This is a genomic window from Brucella tritici (assembly GCF_902825325.1).
Taxonomy (GTDB): Bacteria; Pseudomonadota; Alphaproteobacteria; order Rhizobiales; family Rhizobiaceae; genus Brucella.
On the sequence record NZ_CADEAR010000001.1, the window covers coordinates 309,916 to 334,149 of the forward strand.

Sequence of the window (24,234 nt, forward strand, 5' to 3'; positions counted from 1 at the left end):
GGCCTTATTGGACGGCTTCCGATAGAACAGTGTTTACAGCGGCCTTCTTCTCCAGCGACATGATTTTCAAATTGCCGGAAAACAGGATGCCGGTTATCGGAAGCACCGGTTCCGCAGGAAGTTCCTCATGGTTGGCACTGTCTTTGGGAACATGCAGCTTGTGTTCCAAACCCTCTTCGGCACTGGATAGTGTAAGCGCCACATTCCCGCGTGCGTCCAGCAATTTCATGCCATACAGAAACTCGAAACTCAGCATCGAAACGAGGAATTTGTAGGTTCCATCTCGTACGCCGCCTTTCATCATTGCTGCGCGATGCACCTCCCCGCTCATCGTCACATCGAGCGGCGGAATGCGCGGATCGCAGACATAGCCAAGCGCCAGCAGCTGCCCGTTATCAACCTCAAAACGCATTCTGTCTGAACCAAGATCGAGCGCCGAGATCGAGAAGCGGCGATTGCTGTACTGGACCGGAACGCGACCCAGCCGCTTGCATAACTGCTCACCACTCAGGGCACGTGCATTGGCGAAGTGGTCTGGATCTATGGCGAATGGCAGTGCTTTAGGACGATGCGGAACAGACAAAACCGGTTCGAGAACATCGGCAATCAAATTCGCAACGATGGTTGTCGAGACAGGGCGCGCATAATGGCCCTGATCAAGATAGAAAGCCGGATTGCTTACCACATCGCGACCATATTGCTGCATCAGCATTCGCGAGATATCGGCTGAGATTGTTCCGTACCATTGCGAGATGTAATTGATGCCTGCATCAATCGAGGGAACAGAATTCAGAAACGAGCCATTGCGCGCACCAAATACGAGCGTTGCGATCCGCAAATTCGGATTGCGCTCGAGCGCGTAACGAATGATCCCTTCGTAAAACCTTGCCCAATGGCGAAACGGTCGCCGTTCATCACCATAAACGAAGGCGTCATTGATCGCATATTCGATCAGCAGCAGCTCGCACTCTTCGAGCTGTTCAAACTGCTTGAGCTGATAAAGGCCAAGCGCGCTGGTCGTTCCTCCCACTGCAAGATCAGCAACGACATCTAGCTCCAACCCGCGTTTAGCCATCGTCGACAGAAGCGTCGGCAAATAGCCGGGCAGCATGACGGTGTTGGAACCGCCAATAATTACAGTCTTGAATTTCATTTTGTCACCGTTGCAGCTTTACCGGCTGGCGTCAGCGAACCGCATCGCCAAACACCGTAAGGGCTTGCATCCCAATCAAAATAATAAGCGGCTGCGATCTGGCCACTATCCATCATCTGGCGGAAACGGTCACGCGCCTTCTGGACCAGCTGTTCGCGATTATTATCATTCGCCGGGCAGGCTTTTGACGTATTGGCAAAGCCCCATTCCGTGATCCAGCAAGGTTTTCCATCCGCACCACCGCAAAAAGAAAGCGCATTGCTAATATGCTTTGCGCGAGCGGCCCGTGTGCCGCTGCTGCCCGGATAAATGTGAATGCCATAACCGTCAGCCGCATCACTGAGACCGTACTTCTTGAGAAGATCGGTAAAGGCAGCGGGATCGACACTGTCTATTCCGCGCCGGTCGGCATCAACGAAGGGGATATCGGACAAGCCCGCAGATATAATTTCTGCCTTGGCACTATATCTGGTTTTCGCCAGTTCCGCCCGGACAATACGCAAAAGTCCGACATATTTTTCCGCACCCTTTTCGACCAGAGGAAGCTCCTCCATCTCACTTAAGGAGCGTGCGGTTTTCATCTTTTCCTTGGGCAGAATGGCAAGATCGCCATTATAAGCTCCCCAGTTGATCTCGTTTCCGGGTTCAACTGCAACCAGAGGCACTCCCAGCGCATCGATCTTCTGCAAGGCATCTGCGATCATCGGCTGAAAGCGATCCGGCGATATGTCGGAAAGCCGATACATATCCCAGATGCGCCCGCGCCCGGAACGGGGCTTCGTTCCGTCAGGATAGAAATCCGCGTTGTTGAGCGAAATTTCGAGCAGGATGGCCAGGCCTTTTTCATGTGCGAGGCGGACGGCATCGATACTTTGATCAAGTGGCCGTGTGAGTGACAGTCGAACCGCCACCACACCGCTCTCAACCATCTGATCGAAAATCAATTCACGCTCTGCAGGCTTGAGCCAGGCCATATTGACCCGGTTGACGCCAAAGCGCGTGTCAGCAAGGACACCACTGGGGGCAACGGCAAGCAAGGCAGCGCCAAGCAAGGCTGCCATTGCCCGTTTCATGCTCCCGACGGTCCGTTTCATCGAATGCCGATATCCTTCAGCGCGCCGTTGAAGTTGGCTTCACATTCCGAATAGCGATTGATGGCCGCGGGCACATCGATCTTCGAAAGAAAGTCGCGCAGGTAAGCCTTTTTCTGCGGCTCGCGATTCCAGACACTGGCCTCGATATGCGGAAAACCGACAAAGCCCAACATCTCGCGCATACGATCATCCACTGCGATCATCAGCCCCGGAATACCCGATTGCATACCGATGATTGTGCCATGGAAACGGCGGCTCAAACCGAAATCCTGACCGGAAATCCAGCTACGCCATTTATGCGTGTCGAAAAACACCAGCAACTCGTTCTTGCGCTGCCATTTTTCCATATGCTTGTAATCGACGGGTGCGGTGATGCGGCTTGCAGCCTGATCATAGGCTTCCGAGTGGTCTTCACCCGCCATGTTCATGTTGTAGACGATCACCTCGTCCTGAATGACATAGCTTGCAACACTGTCCTTTTCGAGCAGTGCATGCGCATCAACAATCGTATCCGCCACGCTGCCAAGATAACCGCCAAAAGAGATCTTTTGGGCATCCGCAAGGCTCGGATCAGCCAGGCGGGTCAGCGAGCGCTTCATCTGGTCCGGCGCATAGTAGAGCGATGGACAACCTGTCGGACGGACATATTTCATGCCCGCATCTTTCAGAAACTCTTCGGTGAAATGCCCGCGCGTGAGGAAAAAACTCTCCTTGCGGCGCAGAATTTCGAGGAAACGGCGAGTACCTTCCGGCAACTCTGCTTTCAGATTTTCCTTCTTCTGAATACCGATGCCCATGACCACAATCGGCATGTTCAGCTTTTCAAAGACAAAGGATTCAGTCGTTGCCGCATAGCCAGGACGCAGAAGGTTGGCTGAGGCGAACAGGCAGAGATCGAAGCTTTCGTTGAGCTTCGCATAGGTATCCGGCGAATTGAGGCTGTTGGCCAGATGCCAGAAAGGCACATAGGTCACATCATGGCCGCGCACGGCGTTCGCAGCGCCCTCGCCGATGAGATAATTGCCGGTATTGGCAATCTTCTTTACCTGATCGATCACATCCTTTTTGGTACGAATGGGTTCGAAATACGGGCGATGCTTGACGCTCGCCCCGGAAACACTTTCGACGGTCCGCATCAAATATGACGGAATGCCGGTGATCATTATGCGCATGGTGATCCATCTTCGCTGGAGTTGTGAAACGGATTGGACTGGGAGTTATCCGATGCCGATTTCTGAAAGCACGCTTCGGAAGTTGCGTTCGCGCGCCGAATATTTTTCCACTACATCGGGGATATTCATTGCAGCGATATGATCGCTCACGAAGGCACGCCGGTCATTAGCTGCATTGAGATCACGAGCGTCGATCTTTGGCAGACCGGAGAAATTGAGCATTTCGCGCATACGATCATCCACAGCGACCATCAGGCTCGGCACACCAGCCTGCATGGAAATGACATTGCCGTGGAAGCGGCGACCGAAGGAGAAATCCATGGTCGAGCACCAGGCGCGCCATTGATTGGTGTCCAGGAAGGCGTGAACGCTGATCTTCTTCTTGAGATCACCCGATCCCTTGTAGGTCAACGGGCCAACCAGTTCGCCGGTGGTTGAATCGTAGGCGCGTCCATTGGCGTCCGGCTCAAGCTGCATGTCGAAATGCAGAAGTTCATCCTGAACCACATAGGCCGAGCGCCCATCGTCGGAACCGAGCGCGTTCATGTCGCCAATGGTTTCTAGTTCCGCCCCCATATAGCCGGTGAAGACAGTACGCCCCTCACCTACCTTCACCTGCGGCAGACGGCTGATCGCCTTGCGCATATTGTCTGGCCGGAAATAAAGCGACGGACAACCGACCGGGCGAACATAAGAAAAGCCCTGATCGCGCAGATAACCGGCGGCATTCTCGCCGCGCGTGAGGAAATAATGTTCGCGGCCCTTCAGCACTTCAAGCAATTTCTTCGTACCCGCTGGCAGGCCGTCTTCACCTTCAATGTCCGGACGATTTTGAATGCCGATACCGAGCATGACCACCGGCATGTCGAGTTTGGAAAGAACGAGTGCTTCGGCATCAGCTGAGAGGCCCTTACGCAGAAGATTTGCGCAAGTGAAGACGCAGATATCGAATTCCTTGTTGACCTCTTCGAGACCAGTTCCATTGTTCACGCAATTGTAGAGATGCCAGAACGGAATGTGCTTGGCAGTCGGCAGCAGCGCGGTCATCGCGCCTTCGCCGATCAGATAATTTCCCGTATTGCTGATGTTCTTCAGCTCCTGGATGAAATTATCCCTGGATTCTGAATCACGCTGTTTTTCCGAGTAATGAACCTGCGCTTTGTCCGCACGCTGGATAAGACGCGTCAGGTGGCTCGGAATACCTGTGACGAGGATTCTTGGATTGGTTGGGCGGCTCATAGGTCGACCTTTCTGGTATAATCAGGCAACTGCACGGCCGGGAAGAGCGGTGATCGTGCTGGCAGCGTCTGTAACATCCGGTTGGGAAGACCGGGATTTCGGATAAACGGGGCGTATTTCATTCGCCCAATCGGTAAATTCGGAGAAAGCCGAACTCCAAGTACGGTGAGCAGCGGAGGAGAGCGCCCCTTCGGCGGTTCGCATCAAGGCTTCGCGATCCTGTGCAAGGATGGTCAGGATTCGCGTCATGTCGGAGACGATCTGCGCATCGTTGCCATTGCGGATGAGAATGCCGTCGCGACCATGATTGATGAGCTCATCGACGGCACCAACGGCCGTGGCGACCGGCACGCAGCCAAGTTGCTGCGCTTCCGCGATCATCAATGGCGCGCCTTCCCAGCGCGACGGCATTAGAAGAACATCGGCCCATGCGAGATGGTTCGCGATGTCCTTGCCATCGAAGACCGGCGACGAGACTTTAACGCCCACCTCCTTCAGGCGTGTCATCCAAGATGCGCTTGGATCATCAGAGAGGATTTCGCCGCCAATTGCCTGCGCTTCGAAAGGAATGCCCTGCTCTTTCAGCTTTACGATGGCGTCGTGCAACCGGTCGATTCCCTTCTGACGGTCGAGTCGGCCCATATAGAGGATACGCATCGGCTCGCCCTTGCGGCCCTGCTTGCGCGCTGCAGTGACCTGCGTACGCAGTTTTGTATCGATTGAAAAACTGGCTCCGTTTGGCACGGAGAACACTTTTTCATAGGGCACGCCAAAGCTGTGCAGATAGATTTTCAGCTGATCAGAGCAGGTCAGAAACGCATCATAGGCGTGCTCAAAAGCAATCGCCGCATAGGGTTGACCAGCCTGACGGCGGAAGACGGTTTCGTCCACCACATGCAGGTAGCAGGCGGTGCGTGTACCCTCCGAACGGAGCTTCCCCATGAGAGGATGCGCCGCCATGACGTGATTGTTTACGACAAGATCGAAGCCTGAAAGCTGGCCGCGCAGGATACCCCAGTCAAGCGGGTGATCGTCGGTGATGAAGTCCTGACCGAGAAACCGATTTGTGTCTCCCCAGGCCGGAATGCCGTCCTTCCAGAAATGCAGATAATCGAAGGACTGGTCGAACTCGTCGAGCACATCCATGCGCTCATTTCCGAGCACGAAAAGATGAGTTTCAAACCCCTGGTTCTTCAATTCGCGCCCGGCGGCATAGGCGACTTTTTCGGCACCGCCGAACGACGCATTCGGCACCAGAACGGCGGCCGTCTTCTTCCTTGCCGCATTATGCGCAAGCGGCAAAACGGGGCCGCCGCCAAGTTCGTTACGCAGCACCTGATACATTTCAGAAAGTGCAGGCAGGCGGCGCGGACGCCATGTCCAGCGCATGGCCGCACTTTGCTTGAGCGGGCTCGTCGCAATCGATGTCACCAGATTGAGCATCGATTGCTCAGGCCGTGACAGAGCCCGGCGCTGACGCACGCGCGGAAACGGGAAGCGTACCTTCATCCGCGCCGATGTGGGCCACAATTGCTGCGTGCCCAACGATGCGAACCAATCCAGCGCATCGTTTTCGATGATATCCTTGATCAATTTCGTTGAGACGAAAATCAGGTCGGCGTGCGGCTGGCGCGTGCCGGACGGCATAATCTCGGTATCGATGCGCCGCTCGTCTTCGACATTAGTCAGTTCCACAAAGACGATATTGGCTTGGTCAGAAAGCTTCTCAAGCCGCGACAGGATATTCGGTAGCAGTCGTGAACGCGCCAGAAGCTTCAGAGTCTCGGTATTGGACGAAGCGAGAAATGGCGGAAAGTGAAAATTATCCGGTTCGGAGACACTGCCCCAAAATGCGCGGATAGCATCATCGAATTTAAGGTCTGAGGTGCCCAGGCTGAGGTCGGTGAAAAGGCTGACTGTCCCCTCACCTGCGCGGATCACGCCATAGCGCGGACATTCCTCATGCTCGAAGCCAACGAGCGTGGGACGTCGAAACAGCGCCTTGTGCCGCTTGCGCAAGAAGCTGATCGAACCGGAGCGGTCGCGATTGGCTTCCTTGAAACGGCTTTCCGCACGCAGACGGTATTCAAAACCGGTATCGTGACACGGTGCGCCGACGAATCCCGCTTCAATCGCCGAAAGCCAGAACTCCCAGTCTTCAAAGCCATTTTGACGATCATCATCAAAACGGACGCCACTGCGGAAAACATCCGCAGAAATCATTGATCCCGTATCGCAGATATTGTCGGTGATGCAGTGGATCAGCCGCGAATAGCTGTCGCCATAGTGAGCGCGCCAATTAACGGAAAAAGTGTCGATATTAGTGTAGACCCAACCCGCATTCGACGCCAGAAGCTTTCGATAAAGCGTGTCGATTGTCTGGGGTTGCACCCGGTTATCGGCGTCCACGAAATAGACGGCCTTCACTTCCGGCATCTCTTCGAGAATATAGTCGACTGCGCGGTTACGCGCCCCACCGGGACCGGCATTCTCGCCAAAGATGATGTGAATATTGGGGTGGGCTGCCGCATAGAGCGTCAGGCTGTCGAACACTTCGCGACGCGGATCACCATCGACCGACACCACAATCTGTGTGCGGAAAACCGTTTCCGATGCCAGCACGGTTTCCAGCGCTTCAAGCGCCAACGCCGCATGACCATAGAGCGGCATGGCGACAACGATCAAATCCTTGGACCTATCGTACATTCGCGGCCTCTTTGGCTATTTCCTGGATAGGGCGTGCCTCGATGTGCTTGACCAGCCGGAAGTTGAAGACTTTGAGCCAGGAAAAGTCGACAGAGTCTGCGGCTGCCTTGCTTAGAACAACGAGATCCATGGTGCGATCGATCGCTTCCTCAAGCATGAAATTGATATCGATCGGGCGATTGGGCGCAACTTCCGACCAGCCACTGAACAACACCTGCTGGCGGCGGCGATCAAGATTGGATATCGCGTCGATTTCCTCCTTCACATCCGATGCCAGATTGACCAGCAACAATCCCACGGCGCAGGGCTGGCCTTCCGGATGGTCGATCACGGCGCGAGCAGAAACTCGCACGGTGCCCGGTGCAACGACGCGACGGATTGCAGCTGCGGTGATTCCTTCCTCAAGAGGATGACAGCCGATGGCGTCTTCGTGTTCCAGAAACCGCACAGTCGGGAAATCGGGCGTAATCGGCGTAACGGAAACGTTGGCCACATTGCGCAACAACTCAACCGGTAGTCGATAATCATCAACCTTACGGCCATCGATCAGCGAAGTCGGTACGATAGCGTTCGGCAGTGAAGCCGGACGAACGCCCGGCAAGCCGGTGAAAATCCGCAGCGCGAGCGGGCGCATGTCGAGATCAGCGTGGGGAATACGCGCACGCGCCGCATAGCGTTCATTGGCGATCACGTTACCGAGCGACAGTTCAGGAGGCACCCCGCCCGTAGCAGAAATGCGCAGGCGCAACGTACGATGGCTACCGTCGCATGCCTTCGGAAGGGAAAAGAAATTCCACTCCGAATGCAGGGCGCCATAAGGCACCAGCCATTCGGCGATGCCTTCACCATTTTCAAGATAATCCAGCGTTACGATCAACTGACCGTTACGATTGGCAGGCAGATCACGGAAATGCAGGGCAAAGCCAGAAACGGCATAGCTTGATATCGGGAAAAGCTGCTCGATCTCCGATTCGCGCAGCAGGCGTGCGAAGCCTTCATCCTTTGGATCTACCAAAGGGGCATGGCTGAATATTTCCGTAGAAGAATCCCAGTTGCGTGCATGAAATGCATCCTCGATTGCCCGGTAATTCTCAAACATGGTCTCGCGCTCGCGGCGCAACATGGCCAGCTCGGTATGAACCTTGCTGACATGGCCGACTAGACGATCCAAACTGCTCTCAAGCAGTTGCGTAACCAGCAGAGGAACGGTTTCAGCCGTAGCATCGTCGATCCGCACAACGGGAAGTTCTGGAATGGTGCTCAAACGATAAACCTGCTGCAGAATCGTTTTCAGCTCGTTCTCGCCCTCTTGCGAAGCGGCAACCGCAATGAGCGGAAATGTGTTCGCCATTCGAAGACGTTTTCCATCTCCTTCGACAAAGGTGGTCAGCTCGCCCAGAGACGTCGCTTCCAGCGCTTCACGATCACGCATCGAAGCAATGGCATATCGGCGGGATTTCCGCGCCGAGATCGCAGGAAGTGGTGTGCTCAACATAATCATCCATTGTGTGATGGCCGACTTGGGAGTTTCGGCCTGCAGCTACAATCAGAAAATACAGATTATGTATTGTCAACATCCATATAACATCAACTATATGATAATATTGCGAATATTTGAAATGACTTTAATTCAAAATTTGAAACAATGTTCATATAGATTGCATATACAGCGTAAATACGCATAAATACGGTGATTTATATTTTATAATTGGTCTTTGCGTGCCTGATTATCGCCACATAGCAGCTAACGACCATTTAATACTGCATCGATCAAGGTTTTTTGCTGTTGTAAACAATTCGACAACCGGAAACGATTTTCTACGGTTCTCCGTGCGGCGGCTCGCATTTGAAGGCACGCATCTGGATCGCGAAGGACATTCATGATTACTTCCGCCAGCACATCTGTATCAAAAAAGGGCACCAACAGGCCATTTTGTCCCGAGCGAATTACTTCTCGTACCGGTGGTGTGTCAGAACCGATAATGAGCGCGCCGCAAGCCATCGCCTCAACAACCGACCAGGACAATACGAACGGGTAGGTCAGATAGATATGAGCGGTCGATATCTGGTAGAGTTTGCGCAATTGCGTGTGCGGAATTGTACCTGGAAATACGATACGATCAGGCGGCAAGTTCAGATTCTTGACGAGATGCTCGCGCCATGAGCCTCCACCAGGTGGCGGCGTTCCGTAGCTGACTCCATCGCCACCGACAAAAACGAAGATCGCATCATCATTCTGACGAATGACCTTGGCCGCAGCTTCCAGCGCTTGCGGAAATCCACGATACGGTTCGAGATCGCGGGCGACGAATGTAATCACGCGCGATTCTCCTGCTTTCAGGGTCCGTCCATCCGGCAACTGAATTGTTGCATGTCGATCCGGATAGAAGAGTTTTGTATCCACTCCTTCATGCACCACGGCAATGCGATTCTGTATAGATCGTGGGTAGAGGCTTTTCTGCCAGTGCGTTGGGCTAAACCCGCCATCGATACCCTCAAGGGTAACGAGTTGCGCCATATTGCGCAGGCGCAGGCGCTTGCGGGTCTCGATATCTGGTTTATCGCCGGGCGCGAAGCCCACATCCGCACCGTTGGCTCGATAGAAAAATTCGCAATACCCCAAAGCGGCCGCCGAGGGCAGCACGTCCTTGACGAACATCATGCTGCCCCAGCCAATATGGCCAACGACGATATCAGGCGCCTGTCCGTGATGAGCCATGGATTCCAGGGTTTCAGCCACACGGTACCCGATCCTCGTGTGATGATCGGGCACCTCAAGGTACCTGGCCATCGCACCGCCGGTGCGGGGACCAGATTCCACTCTGTGGCGAATGACGCGGACCGCTGGGAGGCGACGGTCCACTGTCTCGCAGATCAGGCTTACATCATGTCCACTGGTAGCCAGATTCTCGGCTAACGCAGCGAACTGGCCGAAACCACGCCTGTGCACAAATGTTATACGCATGTTACGAAACGTGCTCGGCTAGCGGCCGAAAATCGTCGAAACACATCAAATGCCAAACCGTGCGGCATTACCCCACACAAGTTCCAGCCTGTGCAGAGTCTGATAGGCAATCTCGAGATTTCTGAGATCGTCATCATCGCGCGTGAGGATATGATTGTAAGCCCGGCTTGCATTCCGCAAGCTGGCACACAGCCGTTCACCCTTATCCGTGAGACGGATACGAGCAGATCGTTTATCCCTCTGCGAGGCGACGCGATCAACATACCCACCATCGGTAAGCTGTTTAAGATAATAGGAAATGTTGGAACCGACATAATGTCCGCGATCCAGTAGTTCACCCACAGTGAGCTCGACATCGCCGATAGCCATCAGAACCAAGGTCTGGGCCGGACCGATATCTTCCACACCTAACTTTGTCAGCTCGGTTTTCAGCAAGCTTACAAAGCGGCGGTTCACTCGTTCTATCATCCGGGCCAGTTCGAAATGCGTGATAACGACTGTATGAACCGGATGTCTGCGTTCCTGTTTTTCGGCGGTAACTTCAGGAAAATCAACGGCAGTAAAGCCATCGACTGATGTTTCGACTTCCACTCCCTCGTGTAGAAGTTTTTGCATCTTTTGCTCTCCATTTTCAATTTTACTTCAAATTTTGAAGAAATTTTCAGTTATATTTTCTTTGCTCCTTTCGCATTTCCCCGCCGTAAGAACCTTTTTTCTGTCACATTCTCTGCAGTATTACTTTACTGATCTTGAGAACTGGACCACAGTTTTTAGGGATATCCGCCACCTGTGACCATTCCAAGGCAGATAGCGTATGAATGATACTCGCGAAATCAATTCGATTGGCAAGAGCCCCGCACACAAAAAGGGGCAAGACGATTCGGTGACTACGCCCAAAGGCCTGATTTTCAAGGCCCGCCGCGTTTTCCTGTCGGGACTACTGTATGCGGTGCTGCTGAGTGCCTGTATCAATTTGCTACAACTCACTGTACCCCTCTATATGTTGCAGGTTCATGATAGGGTGCTGAACAGCCGAAGCATGGACACGCTTACCATGCTGACCGTGCTCGCCATCGGAGCCATGCTGGTCTTCGGCGTGTTGGAATATATACGTTCGCTTTCCTTCCAGGCCATGGGCAGCGCGCTTGTCCGCCGTCTTAACCTCGCGGTTTTGACGGCAGCGGTACAGGCCTCTGTGAATCAGGGCATGCCCAAAGCGACGCAGACGCTTCGCGACCTCAATGAATTGCGCAGCTTCCTAACGTCGCCCGCCATCAATGCTCCGCTTGATGCGGCATGGTCGCCTATTTTTCTCGGCGTTCTATTCCTACTTCATCCGATGCTTGGAGTGATCGGCCTCGTCGCCGTGATCATTCTGGTCGCGTGTGGACTGCTGACCGACCTCCTAACCCGAAACCTGATTCAGGAGGCGAATCAAGCCAATATCGAAGCGGTGTCGAAGATCGGCAGCAGCTTGCGTCACGCCGAAGTCATCGAAGCCATGGGTATGCTCCCGGCACTCGCGCGGCGTTGGCGCACGATGCAGGTTCAGGCGCTCGAAGTGCTCGACCTTGGCGGAACGCGCGCCCGCGCCCTGTCCTCGATTGCCCGCACGGCGCGCTTCATCATCCAGATCGGATCGCTCGGCATAGGCACGCTGCTTGCCATGCAGCAGGAGATCACGCCCGGCGCGATGATAGCGACGAGTATCATCATCGGTCGTTTGCTGATGCCATTCGATCGAATCGTCGAAAACTGGCGCCAGTGGGTAAGTGCTATTGCGAGCTGGAAACGTGTCCAATCATTGCTTTCGGAAAATCTGGCCGTACGCCAGACCATGCCGACACCAAGACCCAACGGCGATCTCGTGATCGACAAGCTGATCTATGCCGCGCCAGGTGTCGATGTTCCTATCATCAAGGGTATTTCGTTCTCGATCTCGCCAGGCGAAGTGCTGGGTGTCGTTGGCCCATCGGCTGCAGGCAAATCGACACTTGCCCGATTGTTGATCGGCATCGTCAAACCAACGTCTGGCGGTGTTTTTCTCGACGGCAACAACGTTTACCTCTGGGAACGCGGGTCTTTCGGCGAGATTGCAGGCTACCTGCCTCAGTCTGTCTCGCTTCTCGACGGAACCATCAAGGACAACATCGCTCGCATGGGTGACAGCGACCCGCATCGTGTGCTGGAAGCCGCGCGCCTTGCCGATGTGCACGAGATGATCGGACGCATGCCGCTTGGTTATGATACACCGGTCGGCGACGGCCGCCTGACATTGTCCGGTGGCCAGCGCCAGAGAATCGGGCTCGCCCGCTGCCTCTACAACCGCCCACGCCTGATCGTTCTCGATGAACCAAACTCGAACCTCGACGCCGTTGGCGAGCGCGCCTTGATCCGCGCTGTCGAACACGCCCGTGATGACGGCGCCATTGTCATAATGATCGCACACCGGCCATCTATCATGCAGGTCGCCGACAAGCTGCTCGTGCTCGAAAACGGGCGCATCTCGCAGTTCGGCCCGCGTACCGATGTCGTCGCGTCCCTGACACCTGCCAATAACGGCCCGCAAATGGGAGCAGCAAACGCATGATGGGTAAATCGGTCATTCCTCGTCGTGTTTCCAGTCTGCTCGCGCCGCGTGCAGAATCATCGGATCACAAGACCCTCACTCGCTTCGGTAGTGTAAAACCTGAATGGGCGCTCGATCTTGAGCGAGAGGATTCAAGATCACCATTGCGCGGCCTCATCATTGCAGGTCTCGCCACAATCGGGGTCGCTTTTGGTGGTTTCTTCGCCTGGGCCTATTCCGCCAATCTGGGAAGTGCCGCAGTCGCCATGGGTACGGTGATCGTCGACTCCAAACGCAAGACGATCAGCCACCTTGAAGGTGGTATTCTTGATCGTCTGCTCGTACAGGAGGGCGATGTCGTCAAGGTCGGCCAACCCCTGCTCCGGCTTGATGACACCAAGGCCCGCTCGGATCTCCAGTCACTGGAAAGCAGACGTATCGGCCTGATCGCAAAGCTAGCGCGTCTGCGCGCTGAGCAATCTGGTGAAAAAGAAATCAGTTTTCCGGAAGGTTTTGCCGATGGCGGTGAGAATGCGCAGAACGCCATTCGCGCCGAAAACATCTTTTTCCAGAAGCGGCTTGCGCAGAAACTGAGCAAGATCGACATACAGCAGAAGACTATCGAGCAATACACAGAGCAAGCCAAGGCTTCCACATCCCAGATTGCTGCTACCGACCGGCAGATCGAACTCATCAGCGATCAACGCAAGGCAATTGCCAGTCTCGTTGAAAAAGGTTTTGCCCAGAAGTCAAAGCTCACGGAAATCGATACGCGTCTCAGCCAGCTCGCTGGCGACCGCGGCGAATATGCCGGTGACAAGGCAAAAGCCGAGCAAGCAAAGGCAGGGGCTGAATTCGCCCTGACAGGAATCGAAAGCGACCTTCAGTCCGAAATCGCCGGCGAGATCACATCGAGCCAGGTTGAGCTTTCGGATGTGCAGGAACGTATCGTGGCAGCCAAGGATGTTATGCGGCGCGTGGAAGTTCGCTCGCCGCAAGACGGTATCGTTGCAAACATCCGGCTACGCACGCCGGGCGGCGTCATAGCCCCCGGCGAAGCTATCATGGATATCGTTCCCGAGAACGAGCCTTTGGTCGTTGAAATGAAAATCAGCCCGCGCGATATCGACAGTATCTCGGTTGGTGCAGGCGCACAGATCCGGTTGACGGCTTATAATCAACGTTCGATGGCACCGCTCGACGGTAAACTGACCTATATCGCCGCCGATCAGTCGCTCGACGAAAAAACGGATACCGCATTCTTCGTCGCCCGAGCCGAGATTACTCCGGCTTCACTTGCTGCAAATCCGACTGCAAGGCTTTATCCTGGCATGCCTGCTGAGATAATCATCGTGCACAAGGAGCGTCGCGCTATCGATTACTTGGTTTCACCTATCACAGATAGCTTAAACCGGGCCTTCCGAGAAGATTAACAGCAAGAGTATTTCGAAGTAAAACTCGATCATAGGTTGAATTATCAACAGTTTGCAACGCCGCGCATAAAACGGTATGCGCGGCGTCATCTTATTGAAAGAAATTCATATTTTTGTCTTATGGGAAACATTGTTCAAATTTTGAAATAGATTATACAGAAATACAATATAAATATAAATTATAATGATGACAAATATATTTCATATTTTTGTTTACACAACTGAAATATAAATTAATCGTAATAATTTGTTACTTATAGTTGCCGCAATTATACCAATTACCAATGTTGCAATTCCAATTAATGCAGAGCAGACTACTAAGAGCATAATGGTCGGAGCATTCCGGCTTGTGGAAACCCCATACAGGAACACAAGGAGAAGCAGATGGCCACTTTAGAAGGCGGCGCCTACGACGACGTGTTGTTCGGCTCCCGCTTTGACGATTTCATCCGTGCCCATGGCGGTGATGATCTCGTATTCGGAGGTGATGGCAATGACACCATCTTCGGCGACAACGGGAACGACACCCTTTTCGGCGGAAATGGTGATGACCTACTTTTCGGCGGAAATGGCAATGACATTCTGTTCGGTGATGCAGGAAATGACGTCCTGAGCGGCGGCAATGGGAATGATGTGCTATTTGGCGGTGCTGGAGACGATGTTCTTCAGGGCGGCAATGGCGCAGACCTTCTCTTTGGCGGCGACGGAAACGATGTCCTGCAGGGTGGTAACGGCAACGACATCCTCGATGGCGGTGCCGGTGACGACATCCTTATCGGCGGAAATGGCAGCGATACATTCCTGTTCAATGGTGGCGGCGGAAACGACGTCATTCTCGACTTCAATCCCGGCGAAGATATTCTGCAGATTCAGAAGGGTATCAATGGTCTTGATGTCTCTTCCGCAGACGATCTTGCCGATCGTGTCACGCAGGTTGGTGGCAATGTCGTTGTCGATCTTGGCAATGGCGACACCGTTACCCTCGTGAACACCAATGCAGACGATGTACAGGCTCATCCCGACCAGTACTTCACTGTTCACTAATTGAACAATTGAGAGCGTGCCCGGCAATCCTCCCGCCGGGCACGCTTCGTCTTCACCGGGCACGCATTTTCCCTAGTTTTGCGTGCCCGGGCATTCCGACAAGAATGAAAGGGCCTCACATTGAACCTCGACCATTCGGCGGACACTGAAAGCAAAACCGAGAACCTCTCCATTCGCCGTCTCTGCGCCGATGTCGCTGTGGTTATCTGGGATATCCCAGGCCCGGCTCGCACAACCACCAAATGCAAGTTTGAAATGCCGGTTCAGCCGGTTCCGCTGTTGAGCGTTGGTATTCCGCTCGAGAATGGCGGCTTACGCATGTTCTGGGCCCTTCGCACTGGCAACGAACCGGTCGAGCTTTCGCTGTCTGCGGGCTCCCTTGGTCCCACTGCTCAGGCGATTGTATATCCGGCCAGTGAACTTGCTCCCATCGATGTCGAATATGTCGTCAGGGAGCTTACTCTGCCCGGACATATCAAGCTTCTCACCAACATACTGACCACGTGGCGCAGCACTTTCCGGCTCTCGCGAAACCAGACTTTCGCATCCCTCGTGCGTGACCTGACTTTCGCACTGACGCCGGAACCGCGCGAGGCCCAGCATTGCGGCGAACCGGTTCAGGGACATCATCTCCTTGAGACCGCGATCGACCCGATGCTGGGCGAGATTTCAGCTATCTATGGCATCACTTCCGGCAGCGTCATGGTCATTCCACCAAGGTTTGTGGTGGGCAGGCAGGCTCGCAATGCCTGGCAGCCATGCCATTTTCTTCTGGAAGCAGCACAAGACCTGCCGTCATCGCTGTTGCTGGTGCTCACTGGTCAGAAAGGCGTTGCCGTTCGCAAGCTTGCGCCAACAACCGGCGAACAAATGGATTTTGCCAAATGGTGGACCAAATGGCAGGGCAATGGTGCATTGCGGGAGTTTCTCGTTCGTCAACTTGGCAAACTAAGCCCTGCCGGCGCTGCGGTCGCCATCGATTTGCAAACGCGCACTCCGCTGCCCGTTCGCCAGATCGCACAGTCTGCCACCCATCCGGCAGCGGAAATCGATCTCGCATTGGCGCTTGATGGCGGATTGATTGTTGGCGGATGGATGCACGATCCAGCCGCCATGCTTGCAGACATCGAATATCTCCCGGAAAACGGAAGCTCACTGTCGCTGAAGCCCAATTTTCATAAATTTCCCGGCAAGATTGCCAAGCGGGAAGATGCGCCGCAGCAGGATGTGACAGGTTTTGTCGCCTGGCTTCCTTCGGTGCAGAATCTTGGGCCTCTTTTGCAACCGCGGTTCCAGATGCGCCTTGCGTCCGGCACGACCGCCCCACTTGTACCAGCCCCGCAATCCTTCGAACCATCAGCGCAGCGTAATCGCATCTTACGGTCTGTACCGCCACAACAGGCAAAGCCTCACGTCTTCTCGCATATTCTGGGACCCGCTCTCACCGAAGTTGAGAAGAAGCTCGCCGCAACGGTACGGATATCCGAGGTGAGGGACTACGGAACGACGCCCGCCTCTCCGCTCGCGTCCATCGTTATTCCGCTTTACCGCAACCTCGATTTCTTACGTTTCCAGTTTTCATCCATGGCCACGGACCCTTGGCTGGTGGAAAACGCAGAATTCATCTTCGTGCTGGATTCTCCTGAAATTCAGGACGACACCGAGCATATGCTTGGCGGATTGCACATTCTGCACGACATGCCGTTCAAGCTCGCAATCATGAACCGCAATGGCGGATATGCACGCGCCTGCAATGCCGGTGCCAGCATTGCGACAGGAACAACCATCGTGATGTTAAATTCCGACGTTGTGCCTGCGGAACACGGCTGGCTGCAACAACTGATCCAGCCTTTGTTCGATCAACCGAAGCTCGGAGCAATAGGCCCTCGTCTTCTGTTCGAGGATGGTTCACTTCAACATGCCGGGCTTTATTTCGCCCGCGACCGTCAGGGTATCTGGCTGAATCACCACTATTACAAGGGCATGCCGGGCAACTATCCTCCAGCACTTAGGTCCCGCGAGGTGCCGGGTGTCACCGGTGCCTGCCTGATAACGCGCAAGGATATCTTCGATCTCGTCGGCGGCTATACGGAAGACTACGTCATCGGCGACTATGAGGACAGCGATCTGTGCCTGAAGATCAGGCAGCTCGGCTTCCAGATATTCTATGAACCTTCCGTAGCACTTTACCATTTCGAGCGTCGCTCGATCCGTCGCAGCGCGGATTATATGCGCGGCCTCGCCAGCCAATACAATTCCTGGCTCCACACTCAGCGCTGGGATGATGACATTACTGAATTGATGGTCCTGCCACAGGAACAGGAAAGCGCTGCCGACTTGTCCAATGTGATCATGACCAAATCTGAAAGGAGCGCCGCTTGACGGACGTGGTAGCGCTGAAACAGCCAGCATTTGAAGCAAAACCAGCAATACCGGATGCGCAGATCGACTGGCTGATGCAGTCTGTTTTGAAGAACCGTTTTCTCCCCTCACCCGATCCGAACAGCGTGTTCGTCGGCGATGGTGATTATCGTGCGGTTGGCGCCGAATTTCTCGGTCATTTCATTCGCAGAGGCGGACTTCGACCCGACGCGCGCGTGCTCGACATCGGTTCGGGCATCGGTCGCATGGCCGTACCGCTGACCCAATATCTCGATCCGGCAAAAGCCCGCTACTCCGGTGTCGATCCCGTAGCAGGCGGCGTGAACTGGTGCCGCCAAAACATCACGTCGCGCTACCCGAATTTCGAGTTCCGCCACATCGATATCGCCCATGATCTCTATAACCCCAAAGGGACGGTAAACGGGCTCACTCTTACTCTGCCATTCGCGGACAAGAGTTTCGATTTCGTCATCATGACATCTGTGGTCACGCATCTGCCATCAGATGAAGTCAAAACCTATCTCGATCAGATATCACGTGTCCTCGCTCCCGGCGGAAAATTGTTCATGACGGCGTTTGTCGTGGATGATGTTGCCGCGCGCGACCGCCATGGCAAACGCGACAAACGACTTGCATTTGAACGGCATGGCAGCGGACCGTGCTGGTTTGTGCCGGAACTGCCACCGCTTGCAGCAGTCGGCTTTGAAAACGGTTTTCTGGATCGTGCGCTTGCAGGAGCGAAACTGACGCTCGAAACAAAATCCTTTGGTCACTGGCGCGGCATTGATGCGGATCACTATCAGGATATTTTCATCGCCTCGCGAGGTGTTGCCTGATGGCTCCACGCGTCCTTATAGCAGCCCATAACCACCCGTCTCTGCACCCCGGTGGAACGGAAATTTTCGCGCACGATCTGTTTCGCGCCTATCAGCGCGCCGGTTGCGAAGCCATGTTCGTGGGTGCCACCAATAAGGTGCATCGTGAGGCCCGCCCCGGCACAAGTTTCCAGAGCATCGGCAATGGCGGCGATGAAATCTTGCTCTGGTCCGGCCATTTTGACCGTTTCTATATGAGCCAAATCGACCTTTACGGGATCGTTCCCGACATTGTCGAACTGCTGCAGGATTTCCGGCCCGATGTCGTTCATCTGCACCACCTGCTTTTGCTTGGTGCCGAATTCCCCCATATCGTACGTCGTACTTTACCCGACTGCCGTATCGTTCTGACTTTGCATGATTATTATCCCATCTGCCATCACGACGGGCTGATGGTGCGCACCACAGGCAAGGAACTGTGCCATGGGGCAGGTCCTGACCGCTGCCATGCCTGTTTCAAGGACATCGCGCTTGATAAATTCGTATTGCGTGAACGACATATCAAATCGCTCTTGAGCGCTGTTGATGCTTTCGTTTCACCGAGCGAGTTTCTCAAACAACGTTACGTTGAATGGGGCCTTGCGGAAGAGCTGATCAGCGTCATTCCCAATGGTCAACCGGAACGCCCCGCAGTCGAAACGCGGCAGGTCGAGCGCAGCAAGCCGGTCTTCGGCTATTTCGGCAATCTCAATCCGTGGAAAGGCGCAACAGTCCTGCTTGAAGCAGCGCAACAACTTATTTCAGAGGGTTTCGATTTCGAATTGCGCGTGCATGGTGCAGCACCATTTCAAAGCGAAAGCTTCCTCAGTGAAATCGACCGGCTCTTTGCCGAGACATCGCCGTTCGTCCAACGCCGTGGTGCTTATCGTCGTGAGGACATTGCTCAGCTGATCCAATCCGTCGATTGCGCAATCATGCCGTCGATCTGGTGGGAAAATGCGCCGCTCGTTATTCAGGAAGCACAGGGGCAAAACCGCCCCGTCATATGCAGCAATATCGGTGGAATGGCCGAAATGATTGAGAACGAGGTCAATGGCCTTACCGTTCCGCCGAATGATCCGCTCGCGCTCGCCCAGGCGATGCGTCGAATGGCGGAAAACCCGGATTTGCGCCAGTCGCTCAGCGAGAACGCGCGTCATCCGGACACCATCGACACGACCGCCGAACGCTATCTCGATCTGATCGGGACATTGCGTATTGCACGTGTCGAGGCAGCATAAGAGGTAAATCATGAACATCGCGACCAAAGTTCCATCCGAGGGGGAAACCAAGCAGGCAGCGACACCCAATGCCGCCGCCGGGCCTCAAAGGACCGAAGCCATGAAAGGACGCGTTGACGCCATTGAGGAAGGCCGCCTCTATGGCTGGGCTTTCGATCCTTCCGTTCCGACCGAACGGCTTCTGATCCGGGTTCTGCTTGATGACAAGCCCATTGCCGAAGCCCCAGCCGACAAGGATCGCCCCGACCTGAAGCGCAACGGCATCGGCGATGGCAAACATGCATTTGAAGTGATGCTACCGCAATTCGCCGCTGTTCGAGCTGGCGAACTGGTGGTGGTTGCCGCCAATTCGTCTGGCACAGAGCAGAAATTGCGCGTACCAAAACCCGACGAGCAGGCCGCCGAAGCGCTTATCGCCGCTCCGATGACACGCATTCTGGACAAGCTCGACATGCTGATGGCGGCGCAACGTCAGCTTCAGGTCAACCAGCGTTCGTTGCAGCGTGTTGCGCCAACACTGGATGCATCCGGCAATGCCGCTCCGGCGGAATTGCTCGACATTGCAAGTTCCGTCGATGGGCTGCGTACCGATCTTCATCAGCGCATGACTGAACTCGACGTGCATATCATGCGTATGGACGGCGTTGTTGCAGGGCTGGAACAGCGCATTGATGACGTTCGCAAGCGCAGCGGCGGGGACCTCAAATTCCTGTTCTTGCTGGCTGCGGTCTTGACGGGGTTCGTCGCTGGCGCGCTTCTCACACTTGCGGTCATGCCCTGAGGACGAGCTGCATGGTTCAAGACGAACGCCCCAACACACCAAAAACTGCCTCAAGACAGGTACGCACGCCGGATCGCCCTCCCATGATGATGGAGGGCGAAATGGTCGTTGGCAGCGTGATCGAAGACACGCTGGTGCTGGTGCTCGGAATCGGCAGTGCCGCAAGCGATCAGGTAACAGCTTTTCTCAATGGCGATCCTGCCATGAGCGTGAAGACGAACCTGATCACATGGCCGCTCAAGGAGCCTTCACCCGCTGGAACTCATGGTTTCGTCGCCATTGTGCCAACTGCTGCTTTGCGCCGTGGCACTCTCAAGACGATCATGTTCCAGCACCGCGCAAAAGTCGCTCGCTATAATTTCGCATCGCGCTCTGCTTCCATTGCCGATTTTGTTGCCATGATCGGCGATTTAGCCGGACCGAGCTTGCCGGGCGTCATTGATGAACTGGTCGAAGGCCTGATTTCCGGCCCTATCAGCCGGAAGAAACTTTCGGCCATTACCGTCCTGCTGCAGGCAGGAGCCCGCTCCGACGGCTGTATCGAACTCATCGGCGGCAGTGACGAAGGCGAAATTTTCGTTCAGGGTTGGGCACAGGATCTGACGCCCGCCGTCACCCGGCTACTGATCAGCGGTAAAAACCCTTCGCTTGCGGAATGTGCGGTCAGCGTTTTTGCCCGTCCCGACCTGAACGATGAAGCATCAGGATTTGCGGGTCTCCTGCTTGCCAATGAGCCAGTAGAACCGACTGATATCGAACGGCTTCTGTTTCGCGGACGAAGGGGGTGGCGCTTTACCGAAGTCTATGACCGCAGGCTGTTGTCCGGTTCGCGTGAAACGCCGGGCCATATCCGGGCGATCCTGCCACGAGTACGAAGCTCGACTGACATTCTGCTGCGCATGCGTTCCGCCGCAAACCGTTTCGATGGCGCTGACACGGTATCCGGCCTCCCCTTTCCTGTCCGGATGGGGATAGACAATGTCTTCCGCGTCGAGGGAAGCGGCATGCTGATTTCTGGCTGGCTGCTCGATCCCGATAGCCATGTGGAAAGTGTGAAGCTGCGTCGTCACCGTGGTGAAATCCAGATTGATACCAGCTGGACCCGTATCGACCGGCCCGACGTCACCAGAGAATTCGACAATCAACCGCCTTTTAACGCAGGCCTTGACCCCAGCCGTCACGCCCATGGTTTCGTCGCTTTCGCACCTGAACTTGCCGGGGACAGCACCTCACCGTTCTATCTCGAACTTGCGATCAGCGATGGACGACGCGCGTTCTTTCCATTGACACCAACGCGAGTGACCTCGCGGGACGCCATCGTCCGGCAAATCCGCGCAACTGACCCGAATGCGTGGGCTTTGCGTCATATTGTCGACCAGCAGCTCGTGCCATTACTGCGGGGCGTCAACCGTCCTGCGCCGGAAGTCTTTGGCGTGGTCGATCTCGGCCCCTTCGAAGATGCGATAGGGCCAGCGATCATCATCGGCATCGACGAGCGCGTCGAGGAAATCGAACCTTTGCTGGCGCTTCTTGCGCTCGATCCCGAAACCCGCATCGCGCCGATCGTGATTGCGGCTGCGACCGAGATCATCGACCGTATCGGCGTACAAATCAGGCGTCTTGCGGATTTCTATCGCCTGCGCATCCGTCTCGTTTCCGCCACAGGATCGGAAGACCTCTATGATGCGCTCGAAGTCGGCGCCCGCACAGTTTCGACGGATCAGGTGATATTTCTGGCGGGCTCACTGCTGCCGCGCCGCTCCGGATGGCTGAACAAGCTCGTCAGCGCCTATGAAGCGCACAAGGATTGCGTTCTCTCTCCCACCCTTGCCTATGAGGATGATTCAATTCGCTGGGCGGGAACCTGGGTTGCTGGACCGCAATCAGATCGCGCTCTGATCAGTCGTTATGCTGGTTACCCCATCGACGCCGTTTCGGGCATGTCTTTGACAGAAGTGGCAACGGCAACATTCGAGTGCTGCATCCTTCCACGCGAAGCCCTGTTTTCCGTCGGTGGTTTCACGCGCGGTTATCTCGGCACCCATGAAAAGGGATTGGATCTCGGATTGAAACTGAAACAGTCGGGCTTGCGCTCCTACTGGTTGCCTTCAGCACAGATGCTTGGAGCTGACGACACATCCGTGACCGACAGGGCATCGACCATTGCCCTCATTGAACGCATTGACCGGCAGGTCTTCGATGCACGATGGTCCTCTATTCTCGCCGGTAGACGCAAAATACAGGTGGAGGAACCCGCATGAGCGATAAACTCCGTGTTCTCGTCATCTCACACGCTCACCCATCGATTTCACTCGGTGGCGGTGAAATCGCGTCCTACAATCTGCACAAGGGGTTGAACAGCATTCCCGATGTGCAGTCAGTCTACCTCGCAAGGGCCGCTCACCCGATCCCTCGGCATGGCACAACGGCGCTGATGAGCATGCGGCGTGCCAGCGACGAAATCCTGTTCCATGCGGATGAGTACGATCACTTCTATCTGTCGAACAAGAACACCGATGAAATCCGCCGCGACCTGCTGCGCTTTGTCCGCGACTTCGACCCGGACATCGTGCATTTTCATCATGTTCTCGGACTCGGGCTAGAAACGCTCTATGCCATCCGCGAGGCACTGCCGGATCGCACCATTCTGGTAACGTTTCATGAATTCCTGTCCATCTGCAACAATGATGGTCAGATGGTGAAGGCTGGTACCTCCAAGCTTTGCAACGAGGCATCGCCCATCGATTGCCACGCCTGTTTTCCGCAGATTCCTCCAGCACGTTTTCTCAAGCGAGAACGCTTTGTGCGCGGCATGCTGGAATTGGCCGACGCCTTCGTCTCGCCGAGCGAGTTTCTCGCCAATCGCTATCTCGAATGGGGCCTCAATCCAGACAAGATGGCAGTCATCGAAAACGGCATCGCCATCCGCGATGTTACCCCTCCGCGTGAGCTGACCGGCCCGAACCCGCGTCGCAGCCGGTTCGCCTTTTTCGGTCAGATCAACCCGTTCAAGGGCATAGACGTTCTGGTTGATGCCGTATCGCGTGTACCGGAACAGGTATGGGGTGAGGATTCCCGCCTGATGATCTTCGGCGGCAATCTGGAGAAGCAGCCGCCCGCTTTTCAGGAACGTATGCAGAAACTGATTGAAGAGGCTGGCCCGCGCGTGCGTTTCTACGGCGCTTACCAGAATGCCGAAATGCCACGCCTCATGCAATCGGTCGACTGGGTGGTCATGCCTTCGATCTGGTGGGAAAACTCTCCCATTGTCATTCAGGAGGCGTTGCATCATCGCCGCCCGGTCATCTGCTCGAATATTGGCGGTATGGCCGAGAAAATCCGCGATGGTGAAGACGGCCTGCATTTCCGTGTCCGCAGCGCCGAGGATCTGGCCGACCGCTTTACAGAAGTGCTGAGCGAGCCGAGTATATGGGACAGGTTGCATCATTCCATCCGCAATCCGGTCCACTATGTCGACTGCGCCAAAGAGCATCTTGATCTCTATAAACGGCTGCGCGAGTCAAAACCGCGCAGACAGAAACCGGCAGTTACAGAAACTGCTCTTTCTCAGGCAAGCTGAGCCTGGCTTGACCTTAGTGAA

At 55.0% G+C, this 24,234-nt stretch carries 17 protein-coding genes; 9 read left to right on the forward strand and 8 right to left on the reverse strand.

Translation table 11 applies throughout. The annotated features are described in order from the left end of the window. Nucleotides 1-4 precede the first annotated feature (4 nt). The 8 genes from HWX93_RS01395 to HWX93_RS01430 form a co-directional block, all read right to left on the reverse strand. On the reverse strand, nucleotides 5-1,153 hold the full coding sequence (locus HWX93_RS01395; protein WP_176036221.1) for an SGNH/GDSL hydrolase family protein: 1,149 nt from the start codon (nucleotides 1,151-1,153) through the stop codon (nucleotides 5-7). Next, complete coding sequence (locus HWX93_RS01400; RefSeq protein WP_235969043.1) at nucleotides 1,150-2,247, reverse strand: glycoside hydrolase; 1,098 nt, start codon at nucleotides 2,245-2,247, stop codon at nucleotides 1,150-1,152. Before HWX93_RS01400 ends, HWX93_RS01395 begins: the two co-directional genes overlap by 4 nt. Continuing rightward, entirely contained in the window at nucleotides 2,244-3,419 is a 1,176-nt protein-coding gene (locus HWX93_RS01405; RefSeq protein WP_176036222.1) for a polysaccharide pyruvyl transferase family protein, read from the reverse strand. The genes HWX93_RS01400 and HWX93_RS01405 overlap by 4 nt, the downstream gene beginning before the upstream one ends. A gap of 45 nt (nucleotides 3,420-3,464) precedes the next feature. Continuing rightward, entirely contained in the window at nucleotides 3,465-4,658 is a 1,194-nt protein-coding gene (locus HWX93_RS01410; RefSeq protein WP_109987382.1) for a polysaccharide pyruvyl transferase family protein, read from the reverse strand. 21 nt (nucleotides 4,659-4,679) lie between these two features. After that, on the reverse strand, nucleotides 4,680-7,364 hold the full coding sequence (locus tag HWX93_RS01415; protein ID WP_176036223.1) for a glycosyltransferase: 2,685 nt from the start codon (nucleotides 7,362-7,364) through the stop codon (nucleotides 4,680-4,682). Beyond that, nucleotides 7,354-8,859 carry a DUF6212 domain-containing protein gene (locus tag HWX93_RS01420; protein WP_176036224.1) on the reverse strand — a complete coding sequence of 502 codons (1,506 nt, stop codon included), beginning with the start codon at nucleotides 8,857-8,859 and terminating at the stop codon, nucleotides 7,354-7,356. Before HWX93_RS01420 ends, HWX93_RS01415 begins: the two co-directional genes overlap by 11 nt. Nucleotides 8,860-9,108: 249 nt before the next feature. After that, nucleotides 9,109-10,329 (reverse strand): glycosyltransferase family 4 protein, encoded by a 1,221-nt coding sequence (locus tag HWX93_RS01425; protein WP_176036225.1) that lies wholly within the window; start codon nucleotides 10,327-10,329, stop codon nucleotides 9,109-9,111. 45 nt (nucleotides 10,330-10,374) lie between these two features. Further along, a complete protein-coding gene (locus HWX93_RS01430) occupies nucleotides 10,375-10,944 on the reverse strand; it encodes a MarR family winged helix-turn-helix transcriptional regulator (protein WP_010658636.1) in 570 nt (189 codons plus the stop codon). 199 nt (nucleotides 10,945-11,143) lie between these two features. Here HWX93_RS01430 and HWX93_RS01435 point away from each other — a divergent pair, with 199 nt between their 5' ends. The 9 genes from HWX93_RS01435 to HWX93_RS01475 all read left to right on the forward strand — a co-directional run bounded on the left by HWX93_RS01435 (nucleotide 11,144) and on the right by HWX93_RS01475 (nucleotide 24,213). Beyond that, the gene (locus HWX93_RS01435) at nucleotides 11,144-12,919 is read left to right on the forward strand and encodes a type I secretion system permease/ATPase (protein ID WP_109987386.1); all 1,776 of its coding nucleotides are present in this window, start codon (nucleotides 11,144-11,146) and stop codon (nucleotides 12,917-12,919) included. Next, nucleotides 12,916-14,331 carry an HlyD family type I secretion periplasmic adaptor subunit gene (locus HWX93_RS01440; protein ID WP_176036226.1) on the forward strand — a complete coding sequence of 472 codons (1,416 nt, stop codon included), beginning with the start codon at nucleotides 12,916-12,918 and terminating at the stop codon, nucleotides 14,329-14,331. The genes HWX93_RS01435 and HWX93_RS01440 overlap by 4 nt, the downstream gene beginning before the upstream one ends. A 384-nt stretch (nucleotides 14,332-14,715) precedes the next feature. Next, the gene (locus tag HWX93_RS01445) at nucleotides 14,716-15,375 is read left to right on the forward strand and encodes a calcium-binding protein (protein WP_176036227.1); all 660 of its coding nucleotides are present in this window, start codon (nucleotides 14,716-14,718) and stop codon (nucleotides 15,373-15,375) included. Between the two features lie 120 nt (nucleotides 15,376-15,495). Then, a complete protein-coding gene (locus tag HWX93_RS01450) occupies nucleotides 15,496-17,757 on the forward strand; it encodes a glycosyltransferase family 2 protein (RefSeq protein ID WP_176036228.1) in 2,262 nt (753 codons plus the stop codon). Then, nucleotides 17,754-18,593, forward strand: a complete 840-nt coding sequence (locus HWX93_RS01455; RefSeq protein ID WP_176036229.1) for a class I SAM-dependent methyltransferase — start codon at nucleotides 17,754-17,756, stop codon at nucleotides 18,591-18,593. Before HWX93_RS01450 ends, HWX93_RS01455 begins: the two co-directional genes overlap by 4 nt. Next, on the forward strand, nucleotides 18,593-19,852 hold the full coding sequence (locus tag HWX93_RS01460; RefSeq protein WP_176036230.1) for a glycosyltransferase family 4 protein: 1,260 nt from the start codon (nucleotides 18,593-18,595) through the stop codon (nucleotides 19,850-19,852). The genes HWX93_RS01455 and HWX93_RS01460 overlap by 1 nt, the downstream gene beginning before the upstream one ends. Before the next feature lie 10 nt (nucleotides 19,853-19,862). Continuing rightward, nucleotides 19,863-20,633 carry a hypothetical protein gene (locus tag HWX93_RS01465; protein ID WP_109987392.1) on the forward strand — a complete coding sequence of 257 codons (771 nt, stop codon included), beginning with the start codon at nucleotides 19,863-19,865 and terminating at the stop codon, nucleotides 20,631-20,633. 11 nt (nucleotides 20,634-20,644) lie between these two features. After that, nucleotides 20,645-22,894 carry a glycosyltransferase family 2 protein gene (locus HWX93_RS01470; protein ID WP_176036231.1) on the forward strand — a complete coding sequence of 750 codons (2,250 nt, stop codon included), beginning with the start codon at nucleotides 20,645-20,647 and terminating at the stop codon, nucleotides 22,892-22,894. After that, entirely contained in the window at nucleotides 22,891-24,213 is a 1,323-nt protein-coding gene (locus tag HWX93_RS01475) for a glycosyltransferase family 4 protein (RefSeq protein ID WP_176036232.1), read from the forward strand. Before HWX93_RS01470 ends, HWX93_RS01475 begins: the two co-directional genes overlap by 4 nt. Nucleotides 24,214-24,234 lie beyond the last annotated feature (21 nt).